This is a genomic window from Candidatus Culexarchaeum yellowstonense (assembly GCF_024707025.1).
Classification (GTDB): domain Archaea; phylum Thermoproteota; class Methanomethylicia; order Culexarchaeales; family Culexarchaeaceae; genus Culexarchaeum.
This window is the reverse complement of record NZ_JANGFQ010000007.1, coordinates 15,960-35,219: the sequence shown is the minus strand read 5'-3', so window position 1 is coordinate 35,219 and position 19,260 is coordinate 15,960. Positions and strand designations below refer to the sequence as shown.

The following is a 19,260-nucleotide window of genomic DNA, read 5'->3' as shown; positions in this document are numbered from 1 at the left end:
AAGTGGGTAGGAGAGGCCCTCCAAAACATTTAAAGAGATTTGCATCACCAGCATTCTGGCCAATACCAAAGAAGGCATATACATTTACAGTTAGACCATTACCAGGACCACATCCAATAGAAGACTCAATACCACTACTAATAATTGTAAGAGACATACTAAAACATGGCGAAACCTATAGGGAAGCTAAGAAGATAATTAAGAGGGGGGAAATACTCGTAGATGGAAGAATAGTAAGGGAGGAAAAGTTTCCAGTAGGGATAATGGATGTAGTATCAATACCATCCACAGGGGAAAACTATCGCGTACTTCCAGACCCAATAAAGGGGTTAAGACTACATCCAATAGGGAAGGAGGAAGCAATGTTCAAACTATGCAGAATAGAAAATAAAACCATGGTTAAGGGTGGAAATATACAACTAAACTTGCATGATGGAAGAAACATACTGATAAAGGTGGCAAATCCAGCCAAACCAGAAGAAGACGTATATGACGTATTGGATGTTGTCAAAATAGGATTACCAAATCAAGATATACAAGCTCACATAAAATTCAAGGAGGGAGTGCAAGCCCTAATAATAAAGGGTAAGAATAGAGGGCTTTATGGAAAGATAAATAGGATTGAGGGGCCAGTCCAGAAGGAATACAAAACAGCAGTAATAGAAAGCTTCAATGGCAATTTAATAAGAGCAAACATAACATACGTATTTGCAATTGGAGAAAATGAGCAATTAATATCTCTACCGAAATGGTGAGAAGAATTATGTCAAACTCAAACCCCATGCAGAAAATTATGATCGATAAAGTCGTTGTGAATATATGTGTTGGTCCAGGAGAAAAACTGGAGAAAGCAGTAAAAGTTTTAGAAGAATTAACTGGACAGAAGCCATGTAAAAGGAGAGCTAAAAAAACTATAAGGGAATTTGGCATAAGGAGGGGGGAAGAAATCGCATGCATCACCACATTAAGGGGGGATAAAGCTAAAGAATTCCTACAAAGAGCGCTTGCAGCAAAAGGCAACACCATTAAAAGGGAAAGCTTCGATAAACATGGAAACGTCTCCTTCGGAATAAAGGAACACTTAGACATACCTGGAACGAAATACGATCCAAATCTAGGGATATTCGGAATGGATGTAACAATAGTATTTAAGAAGCCTGGATACAGAGTTGCAGTGAGAAGAAGGAGGAGGAGCAAAGTGGGAAGTGCGCAAAGAGTGAAGGTGGAAGAGGCAATAGAATACCTTAAAAGTAACTTCGGAGTTGAAATTGTGGAGGGATAGAGATGGGGAAGTATAAACCACCAAAGGAGAGAAAGTTTGGGAAGGGTAGTAGACCATGCGTTAGGTGTGGACATCAAGGGCCAATAATAAGGAAGTATGGTCTAAACCTTTGCAGACAATGCTTCAGAGAAGTAGCTGAAGAAATGGGATTCAAAAAGTATATGTGAGGTGAATTAAGTTGACCATGGTAGACCCACTATCCAACGCCCTATCAAACATATGGAACAATGAAATTAGAAACAAAAATGAATGTATAATAACCCCATCATCAAAACTAATAATAAATGTTCTCAAAGTAATGCAGAGAAAAGGGTACATTGGAGAGATAGAATTAATTGATGATGGAAGATTTGGAAAAATAAAAGTCCAACTACTTGGAAGGATAAACAAATGTGGCGCAATAAGACCAAGGTATAGTGTTGGATATAGGGAGCTACCCCAATGGGAGAAACAATTCCTACCATCAAGGGATATAGGAATACTCATAGTCTCAACATCCAAGGGGGTTATGACAAGCAAAGAAGCTATGGAAAATAAAGTTGGAGGAGTCTTACTAGCATACGTATACTAGAGGGGGGAGGGAAGATGGCTAAAACATACATAGCAAGAGAAGAAATAGAAATACCGGAAAACGTGAAAGCTGAAATAAATGGTAATGTAGTCATAGTTAAAGGACCTAAGGGGGAGATAAAGAGGGATTTCACACATGCAAGGAAAATAACAATAAAATTGGAAGGTAACAAGATAATAGTGGAAAAATATTTCCCATCAAAAGAGGAAAAGGCACTAGTTGGAACAATAGCGGGACATATAAGAAACCTAATTAAGGGGGTTACTGAAGGATTCAAATACAAAATGAAAATTGTATATTCACACTTCCCAATAAACGTGAAAGTGAAGGGCAATTATGTTTATATTGAAAACTTCATAGGGGAGAAATACCCAAGAAAAGCGAAAATAATTGGTAAAGTAAACATAAACGTCACCGGAGATGAAATAATAATAGAGGGTATTGATATAGAAGAAGTAAGCCAAACAGCCGCAAATATTGAACATGCCACAAAAATAGTTGGGAAAGATCCAAGAGTATTCCTAGATGGAATATATGTTTATGAGAGGGAGTGAAAAATGAAGAGGAAGAAGATAAAGGAGATTATAAAAAGAATAAGGGAGAGGAAGATTGAGTTCATAAGACCATGGAGCTTCAGATTAAAGAGGCTTGGGGAATCTTGGAGGAAGCCAAAGGGGCTTGATGATAAACATAGATTACAAGTTAAAGGATATAGGCCAATAGTAAAGGTGGGTTATAGAAGCCCGAGAAATATACGGAATATACATCCATCAGGATACATTGAGAAGATAGTGTATAGACCTGAAGAACTTGAAGGTCTAGACCCAAAAATATACGCAATAAAAATAGCCCACACTGTAGGTAGAAGGAAGAGGATGGAAATAATTGATAAAGCAAAGCAAATGGGACTGAAAATTTTGAATCCAACAATAATTGAGGAGGCAGAGTAGAATATGCCAAACACCCTCAGAAGTGTTAGAAGGATGGCTGCTGAAATCTTAAAGGTTGGAGAGAATAGGGTTTGGATAAATCCGGAAGAGATAGAGAGAGTTTCAGAAGCAATAACTAGGGAGGATGTGAAATCATTGATAAAGGAGGGAATCATAAGGAAGAGGGCAGAAAAGGGGATAAGTAAAAAGGAGAAACGTAAAAGGAGGGGGCCTGGAAGTAGGAAGGGGCCAAGCATTAGTAGAAAAGTTAAATGGATCATGAAAGTTAGAGCACAAAGGAAGTTCATAAGGGAACTCAAAGCTAAAAAGGTTATCAGCGAATCCACATACAGAATGCTTTATAGAATGGTGAAAGGGAATGCCTTCAACAGCATCTCACAAATAAAGACATTCATAAAGGAAAGGAATCTGGCAAGGAGGAAGTAGTATGGCTAGGGGGGCAAGATATAAAGTTCCATTTAGAAGGAGGAGGGAGGGGTTAACTGATTATAGAGCGAGACTGAAAATGATAATATCCAGAAAACCAAGACTTGTTGTTAGGAAAACCAACATGTATGTAATTGCACAAATAGCTGAAGCAAAGATAAATGGTGATGAAATAATAGTTTCAGCACACTCAAAAGAACTCAGAAAATACGGATGGAAATATTCATGCAAGAATACCCCAGCATGCTACCTCCTAGGATTATTGGTGGGATATAGAGCAGTGAAGAGTGGAGTGAAGGAGGCAATACTGGACATTGGATTACACAGACCAACTAAGGGGGCTAGAGTGTTTGCGGTGGCTAAGGGGGCTTTAGACGCTGGATTAAATATCCCAATATCAGAGGAAAAGATTCCAAGTGAAGAGAGAATTAGAGGAGAACACATAAAAGAGTATGCGGAAAAACTCCTCTCAGAAAATCAAGAAGAATATAATAGGAGGTTTTCTAATTACATGAAAATGAAAGTCAAACCAGAAGATATTACTGAGGAATTCGAAAAAGTTAAAAAGAAGATAATAATGGAATATGGGGGATGAATATGGGGGAGGAAACAAGCACGCAGAAAACTGAATGGGAACCAAAAACCACTGTGGGAAAATTGGTTAAGGAGGGGACTATAAACTCAATTTATCAACTCTACAGCCTTAACCTGCCAATACTTGAACCGGAAATAGTAGACATATTGGTCCCAAACTTAAAGAATGAAGTGGTATATGTTAGCATAGTTCAAAAACAAACAGATGCAGGAGAGCAAAGTAGATTTAAAGTTGCAGTCATAGTTGGAAATGAAGATGGATTAGTTGGAATTGGAACTGCAAAAGCAAAACAACTTAGATTCGCAATAGACAAAGCAATAGAAGATGCAAAACTAAAAATAATACCAGTAAATAGGGGTTGTGGAAGTTGGGAATGCTCATGCAATAGACCGCACAGCATACCATTCAAAGTGGTTGGGAAAAGTGGAAGTGTTGAAATAACATTAAAACCAGCTCCAAGGGGGGTTGGACTAGTAGCAGGAGACCCTGCAAAGGTAGTTCTCAGACTTGCAGGCATACAAGACATATGGTCATTCACAAGGGGGGAAACTAGAACAACACTAAACTTCATAATGGCAACCTATAATGCCCTAAAGAATACAAATAGATTCAGATTCGGATGGAGAAGTGCGTAAAAATGAGCAAACCCATAGCAGTAATAAGAATTAGGGGAACAGTTGGAGTGCCAAAAGAGGATGAAGATACGCTAAAAATGCTTAGATTAAATAAACCAAATCACATGAGAATATTAAAGCCAAATCCAAGCATAATTGGAATGATAAAGAAAGTTGAAAAATATGTAACATGGGGAGAAATAGATTTGGAAACCTTAGAAATGGTCTTGAGGAAGAGGGGGAGACTCACTGGAAATAGGAAATTAACAGATGAATACGTGAAGGAAAAGCTTGGATTAAATGGTATAAGGGAACTTGCAGAGAAAATATTTAATGGGGAAATAGATATAAACGATCTAAAGGATTTTAAACCAATATTCAGATTAACACCCCCAAGTGGTGGATTTAAGAAATCAGTAAAAGCATTCTATTCATCAAATGGGGAACTTGGATATAGAGGTGGGGAAATAAACAAACTAATAGTTAGAATGTTGTAGGGTGATGAATATGGTTGTAAGGAGGGAGAAGAAGAGTAGGAAGCTGAGGGGCAGTAGGTATATGGGTTATGGTGGAACACAACATAGAGGGAGCGGACAGAGGGGTGGATTTGGAAAGGCAGGGCTACATAAACATAAATGGTCATACATATTGAAGTATGATAGAGACTATTTCGGAAAACATGGCTTCAAAGCTCCAAAAAGCATTAAAGAAATAGATAAACCAATAAACCTGCGGGAAATAGAAGAAATGATAAATAAAGGCAAAATAAGTGGAACTGAAAAGGATGGGAGAATAGTAATAGATGTAACACAATTTGGATACACAAAGGTTTTAGGTGCTGGAAGATTAACAAAGCCAATAATAGTTAAAGCTAGAAGTTTCACCGAGAAGGCTGTAGAAAAGATTAGGGAAACCGGCGGAGAAGCCGTGAAACTGGAATCTTAAAAGCAAATTAACATTTAACATAAATTATTTAGGGTTTAAACAAATAGTTTAGTGTGAAGTTTATGCCAAGAATCCTTGAACTTCTCGAACCAGTAACGAGAATATTACCAGAAGTTGAAAAACCAAAACAGAAACTACCATTAAGAGACAGACTAATATGGACCGCCGTGGTACTCACGCTATACTTTATAATGAGTGAAATCCCACTTTATGGCATTAAAGGTGCATTGGGATACGATCCATTCATGTACATGAGATGGCTTTTCGCATCAAAAAGAGGAACTCTAATGGAGCTTGGAATAGGCCCAATAGTCACAGCAGGATTAATAATGCAACTACTTGTTGGATCAAAGATCATAGAGCTGGACTTCACAAACCCGAGAGACAGAGCATTATTTAGCGCTTCACAAAAACTCATGACATTAATATGGGGTGCCATACAATCAATATCATATATACTTGGCGGAGCCTTCGGACAATTGGACATATACACATCGATAATCATATTCCTACAATTAATGATAACCACATTACTACTAATGTTAATGGATGAAATGATACAAAAAGGGTGGGGGCTTGGAAGTGGGGTAAGTCTATTCATAGCTGCAGGCATAGCTCAACAAATGTTCTGGGAAACATTCTCACCAGTTATTGGGAGTGATGGGAAATACATTGGAGCAATACTATACACTGCTCAAACATTACTAAGTGGAGGAGGACTAATGAATGCCCTAATAAGACCATATGGACTACCAAGCCTAACAGGACTAATAGTGACCACGGTAATACTGCTCTTCGTAATTTACATGGAGGGAACAAGGATAGAAGTGCCCATCACAATGGCGAAATATAGGGGGATTAGAACAAAAATACCATTAAAATTCCTATACGTTTCAAATATACCAATAATATTCACTTCAATGCTATTCGTAGACATACAGATAATCTCCCTACTAATATGGAGGCAATTCAACGTAAATAATACAAATATAATATTGAACCTAATTGGAACATTCAACCAGACAACTAACACCCCAATTGGTGGATTAGCATACTACACGAAGCCACCATCAGGTATATCATCAGTCATAAGCGACCCAATACATGCAATCATATACTCAGCTCTACTAATAATTTCATCAGTGATATTCTCGATAATATGGGTTCAAGCATCAGGCCTAAGCCCAAGAGATCAAGCCGAACAACTTGTGGAATCAGGATTACAGATACCTGGATTTAGAAGCTCACCAAAAGTTATAGAAGGGATACTAAACAGATACATACCTCCACTAACAATATTAAGTGGAATAATAGTTGCATTAATAGCCATAGTGGCAGACCTACTCGGAGCCATAGGCTCTGGAATGGGGATACTACTGGTTGTGGGCATAATATATCAATATTGGGGGATGTTAACGCAAGAACAAATGATGGAAGCATATCCAATACTTAAAAGACTTGCTGGGGAAAGATAGTTAAGGAAGATAAGAAAATTTTTAACCACAAATTGATAAACTTACCTATCAGAAATCATTGAAGGGTGGGGGAATTGCTGGATTGGATAATAGACTACTTAATAAAGCTCTTCGGCCCATATAGAGATCCACCACTCTCATCAATAACAGTTATAGGTATAAGCATCATGGTATGCATGATAACCATAGCAGCCAACTACCTACTACTTGACGTGGAAAAATTGAGGCAACAAACCAGGGAGATAAATGAGTGGAGGATTCAAATGAGGCAAGCAATTTTAAGCAATGATAAAAAGCAGATAGCCAAATTGAAGAAGAAGGAGGCTTACATAAGAGAGTTGGAAGCAAATGTAACTGCACAGAGAATGAAGCCAACACTCATATTCATGATCCCACTCTGGATATTCTTCATAATATTCGCCGCAGTATTCAACAACCCAGCATACGGATATGTTGTGGTAGCACCATTCCCAATACCATTTGCAGGATACAAACTTAATTTTGGATCATGGTATATATTATGCTCAATACTCATACTACCAATACTTCAAAAAATATTTAAATTAACATAAAGGGGGGTGTATATATGAACGTTAGATCTAGAACTAAGAGACTTGTCTTGAGGAAGACGCCTGGAGGGAGAATTGCAATACATTATGAAAAAAGAAGGCCAAATATAGCCAAATGCGCTCTATGCAAATCAGAGTTAAGGGGGGTTCCAAACCTACCACCAGTGAAAATGAGGAAATTGCCAAAAAGTTCTAAGAGGCCTAATAGACCATATGGTGGATATCTAGACCACAAATGTTTGGAAAAACTCATAAAGATGGCTGTTAGGGAGGGCGCCCATTGAAAAAGATAGTTATAACAGTCAGTGGCCCTCCAGGCTCAGGTAAAAGCACCCATGCAAAAAGGATAGCGGAAAAACTTAATTTGAGATACTTTTCAATAGGGAGATACTTCAGAGACATAGCTAACAAAATGAACTTAAGTTTAGAGGAATTTCAAAGAATAGCTGAAAAAGACCCAAAATATGATTTGGAAGCAGATAATAGGACATTGATGGAAGCAGAGAAGGGGGGAGTTGTAATAGATGGCCATTTAACGGGTTGGATAGCAAAGGAAAAGGCTGATATAAAAATATACTTAACAGCATCACTGGAAGAGAGGGCGAGGAGGGTGGCGAAAAGGGATGGAAAACCCTTCGAACAAGCAATAAATGATATAAGGAGGAGGGAGGAGAGCAACGCCCTTAGATACAAGACCTTCTATGGAATAGACCTTAATGATCTAAGCATATACGATATTGTCATAAACACTGAGAAGTGGGAGGAGGAAGAAGTATCACAAACCTTAATATACTTAATACAGAAATATATGGAGAAACGAAACACTTTTAATTAAGCGAACAAATCCCTTTTGTCCGGAGGGGGAAATATGTCAGCAATAGAGGTTGGGAGAATATGTGTAAAAACGAGGGGGAGGGAAGCAGGTAAGAAGTGCGTTATAGTGGATATAATAGATGATAAATTCGTTTTAGTAACTGGACCAAAAAGCGTTAGCGGTGTGAAGAGGAGGAGAAGCAACATAAAACACCTAGAACCAACTGAGAAAAAGATAGAGGTAAAGGCAGGGGCATCGGATGACGAAGTAATGGAAGCCCTAAGCAAACAAAACCTGTTGGAATACATGAAGGAACCAATTAAGATAAAGGTTCAGTGAAAAGGAAGGGGGCAAAGCAATATAAACAATTAAATAAATCAAATTTTATTGAGTGAGAAGTATGAGTGAACCATCTAGGAAGAGGGAGATACTGATAAAGGGGGAAGAGCCATTAAACCCAGAGTATGGAGTAAACCCATATGAGAGACCAATACAAACTCACATAAAATATGGAATTATAAATTTAGATAAAACACCTGGACCGACAAGTCATGAAATAACATCATGGGTGAAGAGAATATTAAATGTAAAGAAGGCTGGACATGCCGGGACCCTAGAGCCCCTAAAATGGGGCGGGGAAACCCGAATGTTTCAGGTATACTTCCAATAGCACTGGAAAACGCCACAAAAGCCATGATAGCAATGGCAAAGGCCCCAAAGGAATACATATGCGTAATGAGATTACATGGTAAAGTAAGCGAGGAAGATATAAGAGCAGTATGTAAAGAATTTATTGGCCAAATATATCAGAGGCCACCAATTAAATCGTCAGTAAAGAGAGTTGTGAGAATAAGAACAATATACTACCTTGACGTACTGGAAATATCTGGTAGAGATGTATTGATGAGAATAGGGTGTGAAGCTGGAACGTACATAAGGAAGCTATGCCACGATATTGGAATAGTTCTTGGAGTTGGAGCCCACATGCAAGAACTTAGAAGAACAAGGAGTGGAGTATTCAAGGAAGATGAAACATTAACAACCCTACATAGACTTAAAGATGCATATGACACATGGGTTGAAGAGGGGGATGAAAGCGAATTGAGGAAAGTTATATTGCCCGTGGAGAAAGCTGTGGAGGAAACACCCAAAATAACCATAAGAGACAGCGCTGTGGATGCAATATGCCATGGAGCAGACTTAGCAGCACCAGGAATACTAACCATTGAAAGTGGAATTAAGAGGGGGGATTTAGTGGCATTAATGACAAAGAAGGGGGAGCTCGTTGCCCTGGGAACAGCTCAGAAGAGTAGTGAAGAAATTTTGAATGCTGAAAATGGAATAATGGTTAAAACTAGGAGAGTTATAATGGAGAGGGGGACATACCCAAAAATGTGGAAATAAATTATTTATGAGTAAAATGAAGATAAAATTAGGATAAGCCGGGGTAGCCTAGCGGTAAGGCGCAGGCCTGGAGAGCCTGTGTCCCTTCGGGGACTCGCGGGTTCAAATCCCGCCCCCGGCGCCAAAATAATTTATGGAAAGTGGGATGCCTAACTTTATATAATGAAGAAATGCAAATTGTGATTTTGAAATTGCAATATTGTATGGGTGAGTGGTTAATTGCCCTTCGACCCTGTACTCTTAATGATCTTTACTGGTTCATGCAATATCTTAATTTGATAGCATTCAATTAGCTTCGAAATGATGTTTTCCCTCAACCTTTGATCTAGAGCTTCAGGTGGATATACTCCAGGCTCCTTCAATTCCTTTATTACACCGATTGATGATACCAGTACTGCCGCAGCGGAGAATGCCATTGGAGTTGTGGCTATCTTCATATTTAAAAGATCACTTAATTTTGGGGGTAGGGCATTGATTTTCACGATCGATCTCTCTCCACCCTTAAAACCTATAGCTTCAACGGACACGGCCAAAATCATGTCATCAAGGCCATGTATATGCTCAATTGGATTGTATCCATCGAATTTTCTTGCCAAACTGTAAAGCACTTTTATCGGCGAAATAAGTTTCCTATCAACCCTTATCTCATCATTACTAAATAAGCCTAGGTCGTAAAGCCCCTTTACAAATTCTATTTCGGAGCCACCTGACTTCAAGTCAATTCTCTTAAGTTTTATATATTTTGGGAGTGTTGCTAATTCATCTCCATAGATTAGGTAAGTCCTCTTCCTACCAATTGGATTTGGAAATTCATATTCCTCCATTCCACTCAATGGCTTCTCAATTTTGAAGCGTCCATTCTCATAGACTATTGGTGGGCATGAGAAGTGCTCTATGGTTAAATGTGGAGACCAAGACCAAACACGCCAATATGGTATTTGATCCTCAACAAGCCTCACCTTTATAACCTCAACTTCATCCAAAACCTCTGAACACCACTTAGCCATTAAATTGGTTAGTCCAGGTGAAACACCCAAATTTATTATAGCCTTCAACCCTTCATTAACGAATTCACTATTCAAAGACAGTTGCTCAGCATTTGCATAATCATTTGATGCAAGATCCAAATAGTCTGCACCAACCTTTAGACAACCCCTCATTATCTTGATGTTTAAAGTTGGAGATGTGGAGTTTACCACAACATCAGCTCCTTTAATACAATTCTCGATATCAGAATCCCTTGATAAATCAAGCTTCCTAAAATCTACGTTCACATGATCGTCATAATGAATAGTCTTAAGTGAAGATTTAACAGCATTAATTTTCTCAGAACTCTTATCACAACAAATAAGTTCAGATACAGCTTCATTTGAGATAAGCATCCTAAAGATGTTGGAGCCAACCAAACCTAAACCCAGCAGTAAAACCTTCATAAAATACACCCCACAAAACAATATTTAATAATGATTTAAGTGGAACTTACGGTTAGCAATAAGTTAAATTCAGATCATTAATATAAATTTTACTTCATCAAAACATGGAAGGCATATTTAAAGTGGAACATTTAAATCTATGGGTTTAATGGAATTTACACATTCATTTAAAAAGTGATTGAAATCCAATTCAGATAGTAGTTTTGAAACATTACCAGGATTGGCCATTGTGGTTACACGTTTAGGTCTAGCCCAACAATCAATACTGGAACTGGCGTAACCCTCCCTTTCAATAGCATAATCATAAAATCCAAGTTTCTTAGCCATAGACACTATCTCCTCCTTATCATAAGCAATTAAAGGCCTAACCACTGGAAGATTAGAATATGAATTTAAAACCATTAAATTCCTTGAAGTTTGAGAAGCAACTTGACCGAGAGATTCACCGGTGACAATGGCCCAAGCCCCCAATCTCTCAGCTAACTTATTTGCAACAGCATACATCATTATCTTACACAAAACGCAAACATACTTCCCACCATTATCGCGAATATGCTCAAGCCACTTATAATGATCATAGGTGTACACGTGTAAATCTTCACCCAAATGCCAATAAGATATCCGCCTAGCAATGTTGATGAACTTCCTAAACCTCAATGGATCCTTAACATCAGCATATAGAATAGTTAATGGGCATCCACGCTTCATCATACACCAAGCAGCCACGGGCGAATCAATACCCCCAGAAACTAAGCATACAACCCTTCCAGAAGTACCTAATGGTATTCCACGTAAACCATCCCTCCTCCACAAATAAATGTAACAATCACTATTCCTAACTTCAACATAGACGGTTCTATCCGGAGACTCCAAGGATACCTTCAACCCAGTTTTCTCCTTAATAATTGATCCAAGCTTAACTTCAAGATCTCTACTACTAAAATCATGCTTACCACTCCTCCTAACCCTAACAGCAAAACTTTTAGCATCTTTAAGGAGCTCACCGCAATTTTGAGCTATAAAATCTTCAAGTTTAGATAATTCAACATATATGTAGGGGGAATAATAGGATATACCAAAAATTCTACCCAAAATATTCATAGCCCTCTCAACATCATCAACATCCACAATAATTCTAGACCACTTATGCTTAACATTACATTTCAAACCCTCATCCTTTAAACTTGAAGTTATATTCCTCATCAATTTACGAACATAACTACGCCTAACAAAATCGGATTTAATGGCTATTTCACCATAAGCAACCAGAATACCACTCCACAATAGCATATATGTCTATATATTTTCACCCTTTATGTAGAGATAAATATAATTGAGTGATGCTTAAGAATTTATTTTGAAGGAAAAGTAAATAAAGAGTTTGAAGAATATATTTTTGTAGCCGGGGTAGCTCAGACTGGGAGAGCATCCGGCTGAAGACCGGACTGTCGTGGGTTCAAATCCCACCCCCGGCATAACTATTAAAAAATGGGGAATAGTTTAATTCCCTGCATTGCCAGATGAATTATTTCTTCTCCCGTAAAGCACACCTTTAGGGTCTTTTAGTAGCAGCACGATTTCCCAGATGATTAATGCGAATATCAGCATTGTAAACCCCAGTAATGTAGCGTCTAATGTCATTTCAAGGAATTCTCCACCCTCTGTTAAGAAACCATATACGTGATCTACGAATACCATTATTGTTGCACCCCAAAGTATTAGGCAGAGCACCTTCAATAGATACTTATCATCATCGGCCATCGAATACCATAATGGTGTCACTATAGCTGCTGCAAACGCTAATATTATAAGCCACAACCTTCAATCACCAGTAAACTTATATGTGAGTGTTACATTATTTAAATTTAGTGTTACTGAGTTGTGAGACTATGGCATGCTTCCTCATACCCATGACCCTAGCCATCCTGACATCCATAATACAGAAGACAGCAAGAACTATAGCTGAGAAGTTGAAGCTTTGGCTGCTTAACGCATTGTTGTGGGGAGGAAGTCTATTATTGGCATTGGAGCATGTGTGGCATGGGGAAGTTGTTCCATGGCCACCATTCCTCACAGCCATGAGCACTCCAGAAGATATTCCGGTAATGCTACATGAGATGGCAACTGCAGGAACTGCGATGTCCATAGTTACATGTAGTGCATGGGCTTCAATCCTAATATTAAGCACTTACATTCCAAAAATGAGGATACATAGGCTTACTATGATGAAAGCAATTGAACAACAATCTGGAATACCAATGTCACATCAAAATTAACACTCTTTTTATATAGTTGAAAAATAGAGGGTGGGTTTTAGAAGTTTATGATTTTACCTTTGTATAGCATAGCCACCAGTCGATGCACTTAATTTCGCCAGCCTTTTCCTGTTCCCTCCTCTTTTTAATCATGTCCACAGTATCTGCTGGTGGGACAATTACATTGTCTCCTATGATCTCATTATTTGGCCAGTTTGCTGGAATGGCGTATCCTTTATCGGCGATTTGTAATGCTTTAATCATTCTGAGAATTTCATCAATATTCCTGCCAAGCTCCATTGGATAGTAGAGTATAGCCCTGATAATCCCCTTAGGATCAACTATGAATACTGCTCTTACAGTTTGAGTTCCCTCTGCTTGTTTGTGCCGCATACCCAATCTTGCGGATATTGAACCAGTATTATCTGCTATTATTGGGAATTGTATTTCAACATTCAACTTTTCCTTTATCCATTCCTCCCACTTTAGATGAGCGAATACTTGATCTATGCTAAGACCGATCAATTCGCAGTTAAGGCTTTTGAATTGCTCATATCTCTTTTGGAAAGCTACAAACTCCGTTGTGCAGACGGGTGTGAAATCTGCTGGATGACTGAATAAAACGAACCATTTACCACTATAATCGTCTGGCAACTTGATAATGCCCCTCGTCGTTCTCACTTCCATTTGAGGAAACCTTTCACCTATTAAGGGCATAGTATATTCCATAATTTTTCACCAATATGCTACTCAAAAAAGTATAGTGTAATTTTAAATTAAAAGATTGTGTACGATATTCGGATGAAAGATTGTGTGGAAATCTAAAATTCATATGAAGATACAATGATTATTGACGAAGTTGATTCATATACTTTTTTACATGTGCATTGTCGGAGAAATTTCAATTCATAATAATTGTTGAGGGAAAAAGAAGGTGGTTTTAGAGTTTATTTGGAACTTAGAACACCACTTATAGTTTTCCAATTCTGTACAGTGTCGTTCCGCAAACGGGGCATTTACCACGTATTGCCAGTCTACCATTCTTTAGAGTCACTTGCTCAGGGTTCACCATAGTCCTTTTGGCTTTGCACTTCACACAATATGCTTCTACCAAAATGTATCACTGTAGAGTAATTATGTGTGTTTATGCTTAAAAGGGTTGTGACCAAATTTTAATGAATTATAGTAAATTTGGGTAAATGAGAAATCTAAAATGCATTAAGGAAAGTATTTATTTTGAATATTTATTGATCCACCTATATACTGTTTTTATTGGTATATTCAATTCATTTGATATCTGTTTCACAGTTAATCCCTTATCCCTAAGCTCCCTAGCTTTTTCCATAAGTTTCCTTCTTTCAAATTTATGATATCTTGATTTGTTTTCAATGATTATTCTGTTTTCATGGCCGAAGAGAGATAGGGCAAACTTAAATGCAGCTAAGTTGCTACTCTCCCTGGAAATATAACCTATAATTTTAATTTGGTAATCGCTTTCAATGTAGCTTTTAAGTTGCATCAATGCTGACTTTATTAATTTAAATGTCATGTTTGGATTGTGGAATATGACTGTTACAACTTTATCCTCTTCATCAATTCTCACATCATAATCGCTTGCACTTAGACTCATAAGGGACACCTCAATAAATTAAACTACTTATTTAAAGTATAAGCTGGAATATAAAGTTTTCTCACTTTTCAAATTCTTCAAAAGAGAGAAAGATTTATATACCTTCTCATATTATAATAATATTGAAAATGAGAATTATCGGGGGTGAGAATCATGAACTGGAAGATGAGGATCCTTGAGAAGATCAAACCAATAATAACTGATAGAGGACCTCCAATAATTAAGAAGATTGTCTCAAAAATTAAATAAATTATTTTTTATGTTTTTATGGTATTAACAGAATTATGAGTGGTGCAAATACTTCTGCCACCAATGACATTACTGTGATCATGGTGTTTAAGGATGGCCCTGCAGTATCCTTAAATGGGTCTCCAACAGTATCCCCTGTAACTGCAGCTTTATGAGCTTCAGAGCCTTTACCACCATAAGCTCCAGATTCTATGTACTTCTTGGCATTATCCCATAATCCTCCAGAATTAGCCATGAACAATGCAAATATTATTCCAGTGACTATGCTTCCAGCTAGGAAGCTTGCAAGAGCCTCCTTACCCAAGAATATTAACGTCAATATTGGAACTATTATTGCGAGGGAGCATATTGGTATAAGCTCCTTTAAAGCCCCCCTAGTCGCTATGTCTACGCATCTAGCATAATCAGGCTTAGCTTTACCTTCAAGGATTCCAGGATTCTCTTTAAACTGTCTCCTTATCTCTTCAATCATCCTCTCAGAGTTTCTGCCCACAGCCAGTATTAGGAGAGCTGATAGTAGTGGGGGCATCATTCCACCAAGAATTAATCCAGATATTACTTCAGGGGTCATTAGATTCAATACTCCTATGTCCACTGAATGTGCATATGCAGAGAATAATGCGAGCACAGTTAGTGCTGCAGCTCCTATGGCAAACCCCTTAGTTATAGCTTTAGTGGTGTTTCCTGCAGCATCCAGTTTATCTAGTATATCAATAATTTCCTCTCCAAGCCCAGATTGTTCAGCAATACCCTTTGAGTTATCTGATACTGGGCCGTAGGCATCTGCAGAGATGGTCATACCCACCGTGGCAAGCATACCAACTGCAGATATTGCTATACCATAGAATGGGTTCACATTGAAGTATAGCGATAGGTACCAAGCGGCAACAGTTGCAACGCAAATCCCAATTACTGGTGGAACTATACTTATCAAACCATATGAAAAACCAGTCAATATGTTTATTGCTGCACCAGTAGTTGAAGCTTCAGCAACCTTCTTTGCTGGAGGCCTATCAATGGATGTGAAGTAGTCTGATGTCAATCCAATAATTACTCCAGCAATTAATCCAGCGGCTGTTGGTAGGAAGACTCCAAGCCACCTCTGACCAAGCCCGGAGAAATATGTGGTTACTAGTAGTAGGATTGCAAAGCAAATCCATGTTGAGAAGGACCCCCTATTAAGTGCTGCCCCAGGATTCCCCTTAATGCTAAATCTAACCACCAATACACCAATTATTGATGAAAACAAACCAATGGATGCTACCATTAATGGAAGCATTAGCAATATGCCTTCACCAAGCTCCGCACCAATTATCATTGCAGCCACTATACTGGCTATGTAGGAATCAATTAGATCAGCACCCATACCTGCCACGTCACCCACATTGTCGCCAACATTATCAGCTATTACTGCTGGATTCCTAGGATCATCCTCAGGAATTCCAAGTTCAACTTTCCCAACAAGATCAGCACTAATATCGGCAGTCTTAGTGTATATTCCACCACCAGCCTTTGCAAATAAAGCCAATGAACTTGCACCAAAACTGAAACCTAAAACTATGGTTGAAGATTCAACGTCACCCCAACCAAATATGAAACGATATACGTAGAATAATACACTTATACCCACCAGCGATAAACCAACCACAAACAACCCCATAACAGCTCCACCATAAAATGCTATTGGGAAAGCCTTAACCATACCACCCCTAGCAGCATTAGCAGTTCTAACATTGGCTTCCACAGCAGCCTTCATACCAAAATATGCTGCTAAAGTTGTACATATGGATCCCAAAACATATGCCATGGAGATACTTAAACCATAAACTACACTCCTTAAAAGCGTTGAATACACTAAACCCAAAATTACAGCCATCACAGCAACGAAAATGAATAAAGTCCTATTCTGCCTCCTCAAATAGGCTTCAGCACCCTCCTTAATGGCATCAGCAATGAACTGCATCCTCTCAGTACCACGATCCTGCTTAACAATGTAATTGTACAATGAGACAGCAATAGTTATTGAAATTAAACCTATAGCCATGGCAAAGAAGACCCACATCATTTAAATCACCAAAATATATTTCTCGGAAAAGATTAGAAGCTTACGTACATATTAGTTTTATGCTCATAAATATGAAGGAAAATCTAAAAAGATATGACATTCAAGAATTAATAGTAGTAGGGGTATCGCTTAGATATCATGAAATTACATGTACAATTGCATATAGAGTATTGAACTATTCAACACCATGAAAACCGTAAATCAATAGCAACATACCAACCCCGGAGATGACCATGGAAGTGAATAGGGATGAATCACCCACAACATATGAGAATGCAACCATAGCACCATAAATCCCTCCAATAAAAGTCAACAACAATTTTCCAACCAGCAACTTATATTTCAGGGCATAATAAGCCATTAAAATGGATATGCATGTTAATAAACCATAGGCTAAGTGTAGGGTGAAGTTACGATATGAAGTTAATGTGAATAAAGCCCACGTGGAAAGAGTAAAGGAACCTAAAACTATTAGTAGAGCATCCCAACTACTGAACTTGCTCCGCATAATTAAACCTTCAAAAGACAAAGATATATTAGTTTCCAATGGAAGCTAAGAGTCTACCATAACCCTTAATTCCAAAACCGTAGTTCAAACGTTTAAGGACAGCCCACATAGATGCAGAATTACTGGATAAAACTGGTATACCTGCAACCCCCTCTAACTTATCAATCAAATTTAAAGTTGGCATATTCGTACAACTTATAAATATGGCATCAGACGATGAGTAATCAAGTTTGGAAAATAGGTTCATAATGGCGTCAGAGGACACTCTACCTATATCAACATTCCTAATCATATTCAAGGATTTCAAATCCATAACCTTAAAACCATTCCCCACAAGAAACCTCTCCTCCAAAATATTCAATTCATCAATATATGGAGTTATAACTGAAATCTTCTCAGCCTTAAGAAACCTCAATGCACTAACCACAGCCCCAGAAGTGGATATGGCAGGTTTACCAGTAAGCCTTTCAATCCTACTTTCAATAAGCTTATCATGACCCACCCCCCTAAACAAGCTACCAGTAGTACAACCATACAAAATGACATCGACATCCGCATCAGCAAGTTTCAAAGCTTCATCATCAATTTCAGACTCCATAAGCTCCAACCCCTCAACAGTAACATCCCTAAGCTTCAAACGCGCCGTATGAATGGAGAAATCTTTAGGAAGAACCCTCCAAAACTCCAACTCCATAGTTGTATTTGAAGATGGAACGAGCAAACCAATCCTAAACAATTTCACATCCCACTTAAAATTTAAAAATCGAAGTATAAAATAAGTATATTGGGGCAATGACTGATCAGAGTTAAAAGGGATCGATGATCTAAAGGCATTTGGAGGAGCCCCATACAGAATGCGGCGGTCGTCCAGCCTGGTCTAGGACCCGAGTCTCCCAAGCTCGTGATCCCGGGTTCAAATCCCGGCCGCCGCACCAACAAAAAAGTAAAGGAGAGAAAATAATATATACATAAAAAGCATTAATCACACAAATAGTACGGTGAAAAATCATTGTATGATGAAATTGACAAAAACAAGTTTATCAAGGAATTAATGAAACTGAAGAATACACTGATAAAAGTTCAATTAGTAGATGGGAACGTTATTACAGGTAAGATCATAAGCATAGACCCAGAATACCTAAACATAATACTTGAAGTACCCACAAAAGAGGAGGAGGATGTGGGAGAGGTAGTAATGATCCCAGGATCATCAATAAGCTACATAAAATGGATGAAGAAGAGGGGGAAAAAGACAAACCTAGAGGGGGCAATACTGAGAATACTGGGAAGTGAACCAAACATATCCAAAGAAGAAATAGCAAAAATGCTAAACATAGATGTGAAAAACGTGGAGAAGGTTATTAAAAACTTGAAGAGGAAAGGACTTATAGATGAACAAAAGGACAATAAAAGCTGAAAATTAGGGGAATTGTAGAATTAAAACTCAATTATTATAAAAGCTAAAAACATAAATT

Annotated in this window: 27 protein-coding genes, 3 tRNA genes and 1 pseudogene; 22 read left to right on the top strand and 9 right to left on the bottom strand. The window is 38.1% G+C overall.

Going from position 1 to position 19,260, the window contains the following annotated elements:
• The 18 genes and pseudogenes from MRT15_RS02590 to MRT15_RS02500 all read left to right on the top strand — a co-directional run.
• Nucleotides 1-755 (top strand): 30S ribosomal protein S4e (locus tag MRT15_RS02590; protein WP_304327638.1); only part of this gene is annotated, 755 nt, incomplete at its 5' end.
• A gap of 8 nt (nucleotides 756-763) precedes the next feature.
• Complete coding sequence (locus tag MRT15_RS02585) at nucleotides 764-1,282, top strand: 50S ribosomal protein L5 (RefSeq protein ID WP_304327636.1); 519 nt, start codon at nucleotides 764-766, stop codon at nucleotides 1,280-1,282.
• Nucleotides 1,283-1,284: 2 nt separating this feature from the next.
• On the top strand, nucleotides 1,285-1,449 hold the full coding sequence (locus MRT15_RS02580; RefSeq protein ID WP_304327635.1) for a 30S ribosomal protein S14: 165 nt from the start codon (nucleotides 1,285-1,287) through the stop codon (nucleotides 1,447-1,449).
• Between the two features lie 11 nt (nucleotides 1,450-1,460).
• Nucleotides 1,461-1,853, top strand: coding sequence for a 30S ribosomal protein S8 (locus tag MRT15_RS02575; protein ID WP_369684936.1), 393 nt, complete (start codon nucleotides 1,461-1,463; stop codon nucleotides 1,851-1,853).
• 14 nt (nucleotides 1,854-1,867) lie between these two features.
• The gene (locus MRT15_RS02570) at nucleotides 1,868-2,407 is read left to right on the top strand and encodes a 50S ribosomal protein L6 (protein WP_304327633.1); all 540 of its coding nucleotides are present in this window, start codon (nucleotides 1,868-1,870) and stop codon (nucleotides 2,405-2,407) included.
• Between the two features lie 3 nt (nucleotides 2,408-2,410).
• Entirely contained in the window at nucleotides 2,411-2,803 is a 393-nt protein-coding gene (locus MRT15_RS02565; RefSeq protein WP_304327631.1) for a 50S ribosomal protein L32e, read from the top strand.
• Nucleotides 2,804-2,806: 3 nt separating this feature from the next.
• The gene (locus MRT15_RS02560) at nucleotides 2,807-3,229 is read left to right on the top strand and encodes a 50S ribosomal protein L19e (RefSeq protein WP_304327629.1); all 423 of its coding nucleotides are present in this window, start codon (nucleotides 2,807-2,809) and stop codon (nucleotides 3,227-3,229) included.
• A gap of 1 nt (nucleotide 3,230) precedes the next feature.
• Complete coding sequence (locus MRT15_RS02555; protein ID WP_304327627.1) at nucleotides 3,231-3,824, top strand: 50S ribosomal protein L18; 594 nt, start codon at nucleotides 3,231-3,233, stop codon at nucleotides 3,822-3,824.
• Nucleotides 3,825-3,826: 2 nt separating this feature from the next.
• Nucleotides 3,827-4,459, top strand: coding sequence for a 30S ribosomal protein S5 (locus MRT15_RS02550; protein WP_304327625.1), 633 nt, complete (start codon nucleotides 3,827-3,829; stop codon nucleotides 4,457-4,459).
• Between the two features lie 2 nt (nucleotides 4,460-4,461).
• A complete protein-coding gene (locus MRT15_RS02545; protein WP_304327623.1) occupies nucleotides 4,462-4,935 on the top strand; it encodes a 50S ribosomal protein L30 in 474 nt (157 codons plus the stop codon).
• Between the two features lie 10 nt (nucleotides 4,936-4,945).
• Nucleotides 4,946-5,383, top strand: a complete 438-nt coding sequence (locus tag MRT15_RS02540; RefSeq protein ID WP_304327621.1) for an uL15 family ribosomal protein — start codon at nucleotides 4,946-4,948, stop codon at nucleotides 5,381-5,383.
• 62 nt (nucleotides 5,384-5,445) lie between these two features.
• Nucleotides 5,446-6,858, top strand: a complete 1,413-nt coding sequence (gene secY, locus MRT15_RS02535) for a preprotein translocase subunit SecY (protein ID WP_304327619.1) — start codon at nucleotides 5,446-5,448, stop codon at nucleotides 6,856-6,858.
• 74 nt (nucleotides 6,859-6,932) lie between these two features.
• Complete coding sequence (locus MRT15_RS02530) at nucleotides 6,933-7,430, top strand: EMC3/TMCO1 family protein (protein ID WP_304327618.1); 498 nt, start codon at nucleotides 6,933-6,935, stop codon at nucleotides 7,428-7,430.
• A gap of 14 nt (nucleotides 7,431-7,444) precedes the next feature.
• Nucleotides 7,445-7,711: a 50S ribosomal protein L34e gene (locus MRT15_RS02525; protein WP_304327616.1), complete on the top strand. Its 267-nt coding sequence runs from the start codon at nucleotides 7,445-7,447 to the stop codon at nucleotides 7,709-7,711.
• Entirely contained in the window at nucleotides 7,708-8,262 is a 555-nt protein-coding gene (cmk, locus tag MRT15_RS02520) for a (d)CMP kinase (RefSeq protein ID WP_304327615.1), read from the top strand. Before MRT15_RS02525 ends, cmk begins: the two co-directional genes overlap by 4 nt.
• Before the next feature lie 33 nt (nucleotides 8,263-8,295).
• Complete coding sequence (locus MRT15_RS02515) at nucleotides 8,296-8,580, top strand: 50S ribosomal protein L14e (RefSeq protein ID WP_304327613.1); 285 nt, start codon at nucleotides 8,296-8,298, stop codon at nucleotides 8,578-8,580.
• A 61-nt stretch (nucleotides 8,581-8,641) separates the two neighbouring features.
• Nucleotides 8,642-9,645 (top strand): annotated as a pseudogene (locus MRT15_RS02505) (RNA-guided pseudouridylation complex pseudouridine synthase subunit Cbf5).
• Between the two features lie 37 nt (nucleotides 9,646-9,682).
• Nucleotides 9,683-9,769: transfer RNA gene (locus tag MRT15_RS02500), tRNA-Ser, on the top strand.
• A gap of 91 nt (nucleotides 9,770-9,860) precedes the next feature.
• On the opposite strand, the gene MRT15_RS02495 is transcribed toward MRT15_RS02500, so the two are convergent.
• Together MRT15_RS02495 and thiI are read right to left on the bottom strand one after the other, a co-directional pair.
• Nucleotides 9,861-11,078, bottom strand: coding sequence for a saccharopine dehydrogenase family protein (locus tag MRT15_RS02495; protein ID WP_304327607.1), 1,218 nt, complete (start codon nucleotides 11,076-11,078; stop codon nucleotides 9,861-9,863).
• Nucleotides 11,079-11,195: 117 nt separating this feature from the next.
• A complete protein-coding gene (gene thiI, locus MRT15_RS02490) occupies nucleotides 11,196-12,362 on the bottom strand; it encodes a tRNA uracil 4-sulfurtransferase ThiI (protein WP_304327605.1) in 1,167 nt (388 codons plus the stop codon).
• 117 nt (nucleotides 12,363-12,479) lie between these two features.
• Between thiI and MRT15_RS02485 the strand changes: the two genes are divergently transcribed.
• Nucleotides 12,480-12,553: transfer RNA gene (locus MRT15_RS02485), tRNA-Phe, on the top strand.
• 25 nt (nucleotides 12,554-12,578) lie between these two features.
• On the opposite strand, the gene MRT15_RS02480 is transcribed toward MRT15_RS02485, so the two are convergent.
• Complete coding sequence (locus tag MRT15_RS02480; RefSeq protein WP_304327603.1) at nucleotides 12,579-12,896, bottom strand: hypothetical protein; 318 nt, start codon at nucleotides 12,894-12,896, stop codon at nucleotides 12,579-12,581.
• 71 nt (nucleotides 12,897-12,967) lie between these two features.
• Between MRT15_RS02480 and MRT15_RS02475 the strand changes: the two genes are divergently transcribed.
• The gene (locus MRT15_RS02475) at nucleotides 12,968-13,354 is read left to right on the top strand and encodes a hypothetical protein (RefSeq protein WP_304327601.1); all 387 of its coding nucleotides are present in this window, start codon (nucleotides 12,968-12,970) and stop codon (nucleotides 13,352-13,354) included.
• Between the two features lie 45 nt (nucleotides 13,355-13,399).
• Here MRT15_RS02475 and MRT15_RS02470 read toward each other — a convergent pair whose 3' ends face one another.
• The 6 genes from MRT15_RS02470 to MRT15_RS02445 form a co-directional block, all read right to left on the bottom strand.
• On the bottom strand, nucleotides 13,400-14,062 hold the full coding sequence (locus tag MRT15_RS02470; RefSeq protein WP_304327599.1) for a peroxiredoxin: 663 nt from the start codon (nucleotides 14,060-14,062) through the stop codon (nucleotides 13,400-13,402).
• Between the two features lie 241 nt (nucleotides 14,063-14,303).
• Nucleotides 14,304-14,447, bottom strand: a complete 144-nt coding sequence (locus MRT15_RS02465) for a DUF5679 domain-containing protein (protein ID WP_304327597.1) — start codon at nucleotides 14,445-14,447, stop codon at nucleotides 14,304-14,306.
• A 117-nt stretch (nucleotides 14,448-14,564) separates the two neighbouring features.
• On the bottom strand, nucleotides 14,565-14,963 hold the full coding sequence (locus MRT15_RS02460) for a helix-turn-helix domain-containing protein (RefSeq protein ID WP_304327595.1): 399 nt from the start codon (nucleotides 14,961-14,963) through the stop codon (nucleotides 14,565-14,567).
• A 265-nt stretch (nucleotides 14,964-15,228) separates the two neighbouring features.
• Nucleotides 15,229-17,277: a sodium-translocating pyrophosphatase gene (locus tag MRT15_RS02455; protein WP_304327594.1), complete on the bottom strand. Its 2,049-nt coding sequence runs from the start codon at nucleotides 17,275-17,277 to the stop codon at nucleotides 15,229-15,231.
• A gap of 175 nt (nucleotides 17,278-17,452) precedes the next feature.
• A complete protein-coding gene (locus MRT15_RS02450; RefSeq protein ID WP_304327592.1) occupies nucleotides 17,453-17,785 on the bottom strand; it encodes a hypothetical protein in 333 nt (110 codons plus the stop codon).
• Between the two features lie 28 nt (nucleotides 17,786-17,813).
• Complete coding sequence (locus MRT15_RS02445; RefSeq protein ID WP_304327590.1) at nucleotides 17,814-18,521, bottom strand: aspartate/glutamate racemase family protein; 708 nt, start codon at nucleotides 18,519-18,521, stop codon at nucleotides 17,814-17,816.
• Between the two features lie 120 nt (nucleotides 18,522-18,641).
• On the opposite strand from MRT15_RS02445, the gene MRT15_RS02440 reads away from it, so the two are divergent.
• Nucleotides 18,642-18,720 (top strand) — tRNA-Gly (locus MRT15_RS02440).
• Between the two features lie 74 nt (nucleotides 18,721-18,794).
• Complete coding sequence (locus tag MRT15_RS02435) at nucleotides 18,795-19,202, top strand: winged helix-turn-helix transcriptional regulator (protein WP_304327588.1); 408 nt, start codon at nucleotides 18,795-18,797, stop codon at nucleotides 19,200-19,202.
• Nucleotides 19,203-19,260 lie beyond the last annotated feature (58 nt).

Excerpts from the sequence above, each read along its gene's own strand:
- MRT15_RS02450 (WP_304327592.1), bottom strand. The coding sequence starts at position 17,785 with ATGCGGAGCAAGTTCAGTAGTTGGGATGCTCTACTAATAGTTTTAGGT.
- MRT15_RS02555 (WP_304327627.1), top strand. The coding sequence starts at position 3,231 with ATGGCTAGGGGGGCAAGATATAAAGTTCCATTTAGAAGGAGGAGGGAG.
- secY (WP_304327619.1), top strand. The coding sequence starts at position 5,446 with ATGCCAAGAATCCTTGAACTTCTCGAACCAGTAACGAGAATATTACCA.
- MRT15_RS02540 (WP_304327621.1), top strand. The coding sequence starts at position 4,946 with ATGGTTGTAAGGAGGGAGAAGAAGAGTAGGAAGCTGAGGGGCAGTAGG.
- MRT15_RS02565 (WP_304327631.1), top strand. The coding sequence starts at position 2,411 with ATGAAGAGGAAGAAGATAAAGGAGATTATAAAAAGAATAAGGGAGAGG.
- MRT15_RS02550 (WP_304327625.1), top strand. The coding sequence starts at position 3,827 with ATGGGGGAGGAAACAAGCACGCAGAAAACTGAATGGGAACCAAAAACC.
- MRT15_RS02475 (WP_304327601.1), top strand. The coding sequence starts at position 12,968 with ATGGCATGCTTCCTCATACCCATGACCCTAGCCATCCTGACATCCATA.
- MRT15_RS02545 (WP_304327623.1), top strand. The coding sequence starts at position 4,462 with ATGAGCAAACCCATAGCAGTAATAAGAATTAGGGGAACAGTTGGAGTG.
- MRT15_RS02470 (WP_304327599.1), bottom strand. The coding sequence starts at position 14,062 with ATGGAATATACTATGCCCTTAATAGGTGAAAGGTTTCCTCAAATGGAA.
- MRT15_RS02495 (WP_304327607.1), bottom strand. The coding sequence starts at position 11,078 with ATGAAGGTTTTACTGCTGGGTTTAGGTTTGGTTGGCTCCAACATCTTT.
- MRT15_RS02525 (WP_304327616.1), top strand. The coding sequence starts at position 7,445 with ATGAACGTTAGATCTAGAACTAAGAGACTTGTCTTGAGGAAGACGCCT.
- MRT15_RS02580 (WP_304327635.1), top strand. The coding sequence starts at position 1,285 with ATGGGGAAGTATAAACCACCAAAGGAGAGAAAGTTTGGGAAGGGTAGT.
- MRT15_RS02515 (WP_304327613.1), top strand. The coding sequence starts at position 8,296 with ATGTCAGCAATAGAGGTTGGGAGAATATGTGTAAAAACGAGGGGGAGG.
- MRT15_RS02560 (WP_304327629.1), top strand. The coding sequence starts at position 2,807 with ATGCCAAACACCCTCAGAAGTGTTAGAAGGATGGCTGCTGAAATCTTA.
- MRT15_RS02570 (WP_304327633.1), top strand. The coding sequence starts at position 1,868 with ATGGCTAAAACATACATAGCAAGAGAAGAAATAGAAATACCGGAAAAC.
- MRT15_RS02460 (WP_304327595.1), bottom strand. The coding sequence starts at position 14,963 with ATGAGTCTAAGTGCAAGCGATTATGATGTGAGAATTGATGAAGAGGAT.
- MRT15_RS02585 (WP_304327636.1), top strand. The coding sequence starts at position 764 with ATGTCAAACTCAAACCCCATGCAGAAAATTATGATCGATAAAGTCGTT.
- MRT15_RS02455 (WP_304327594.1), bottom strand. The coding sequence starts at position 17,277 with ATGATGTGGGTCTTCTTTGCCATGGCTATAGGTTTAATTTCAATAACT.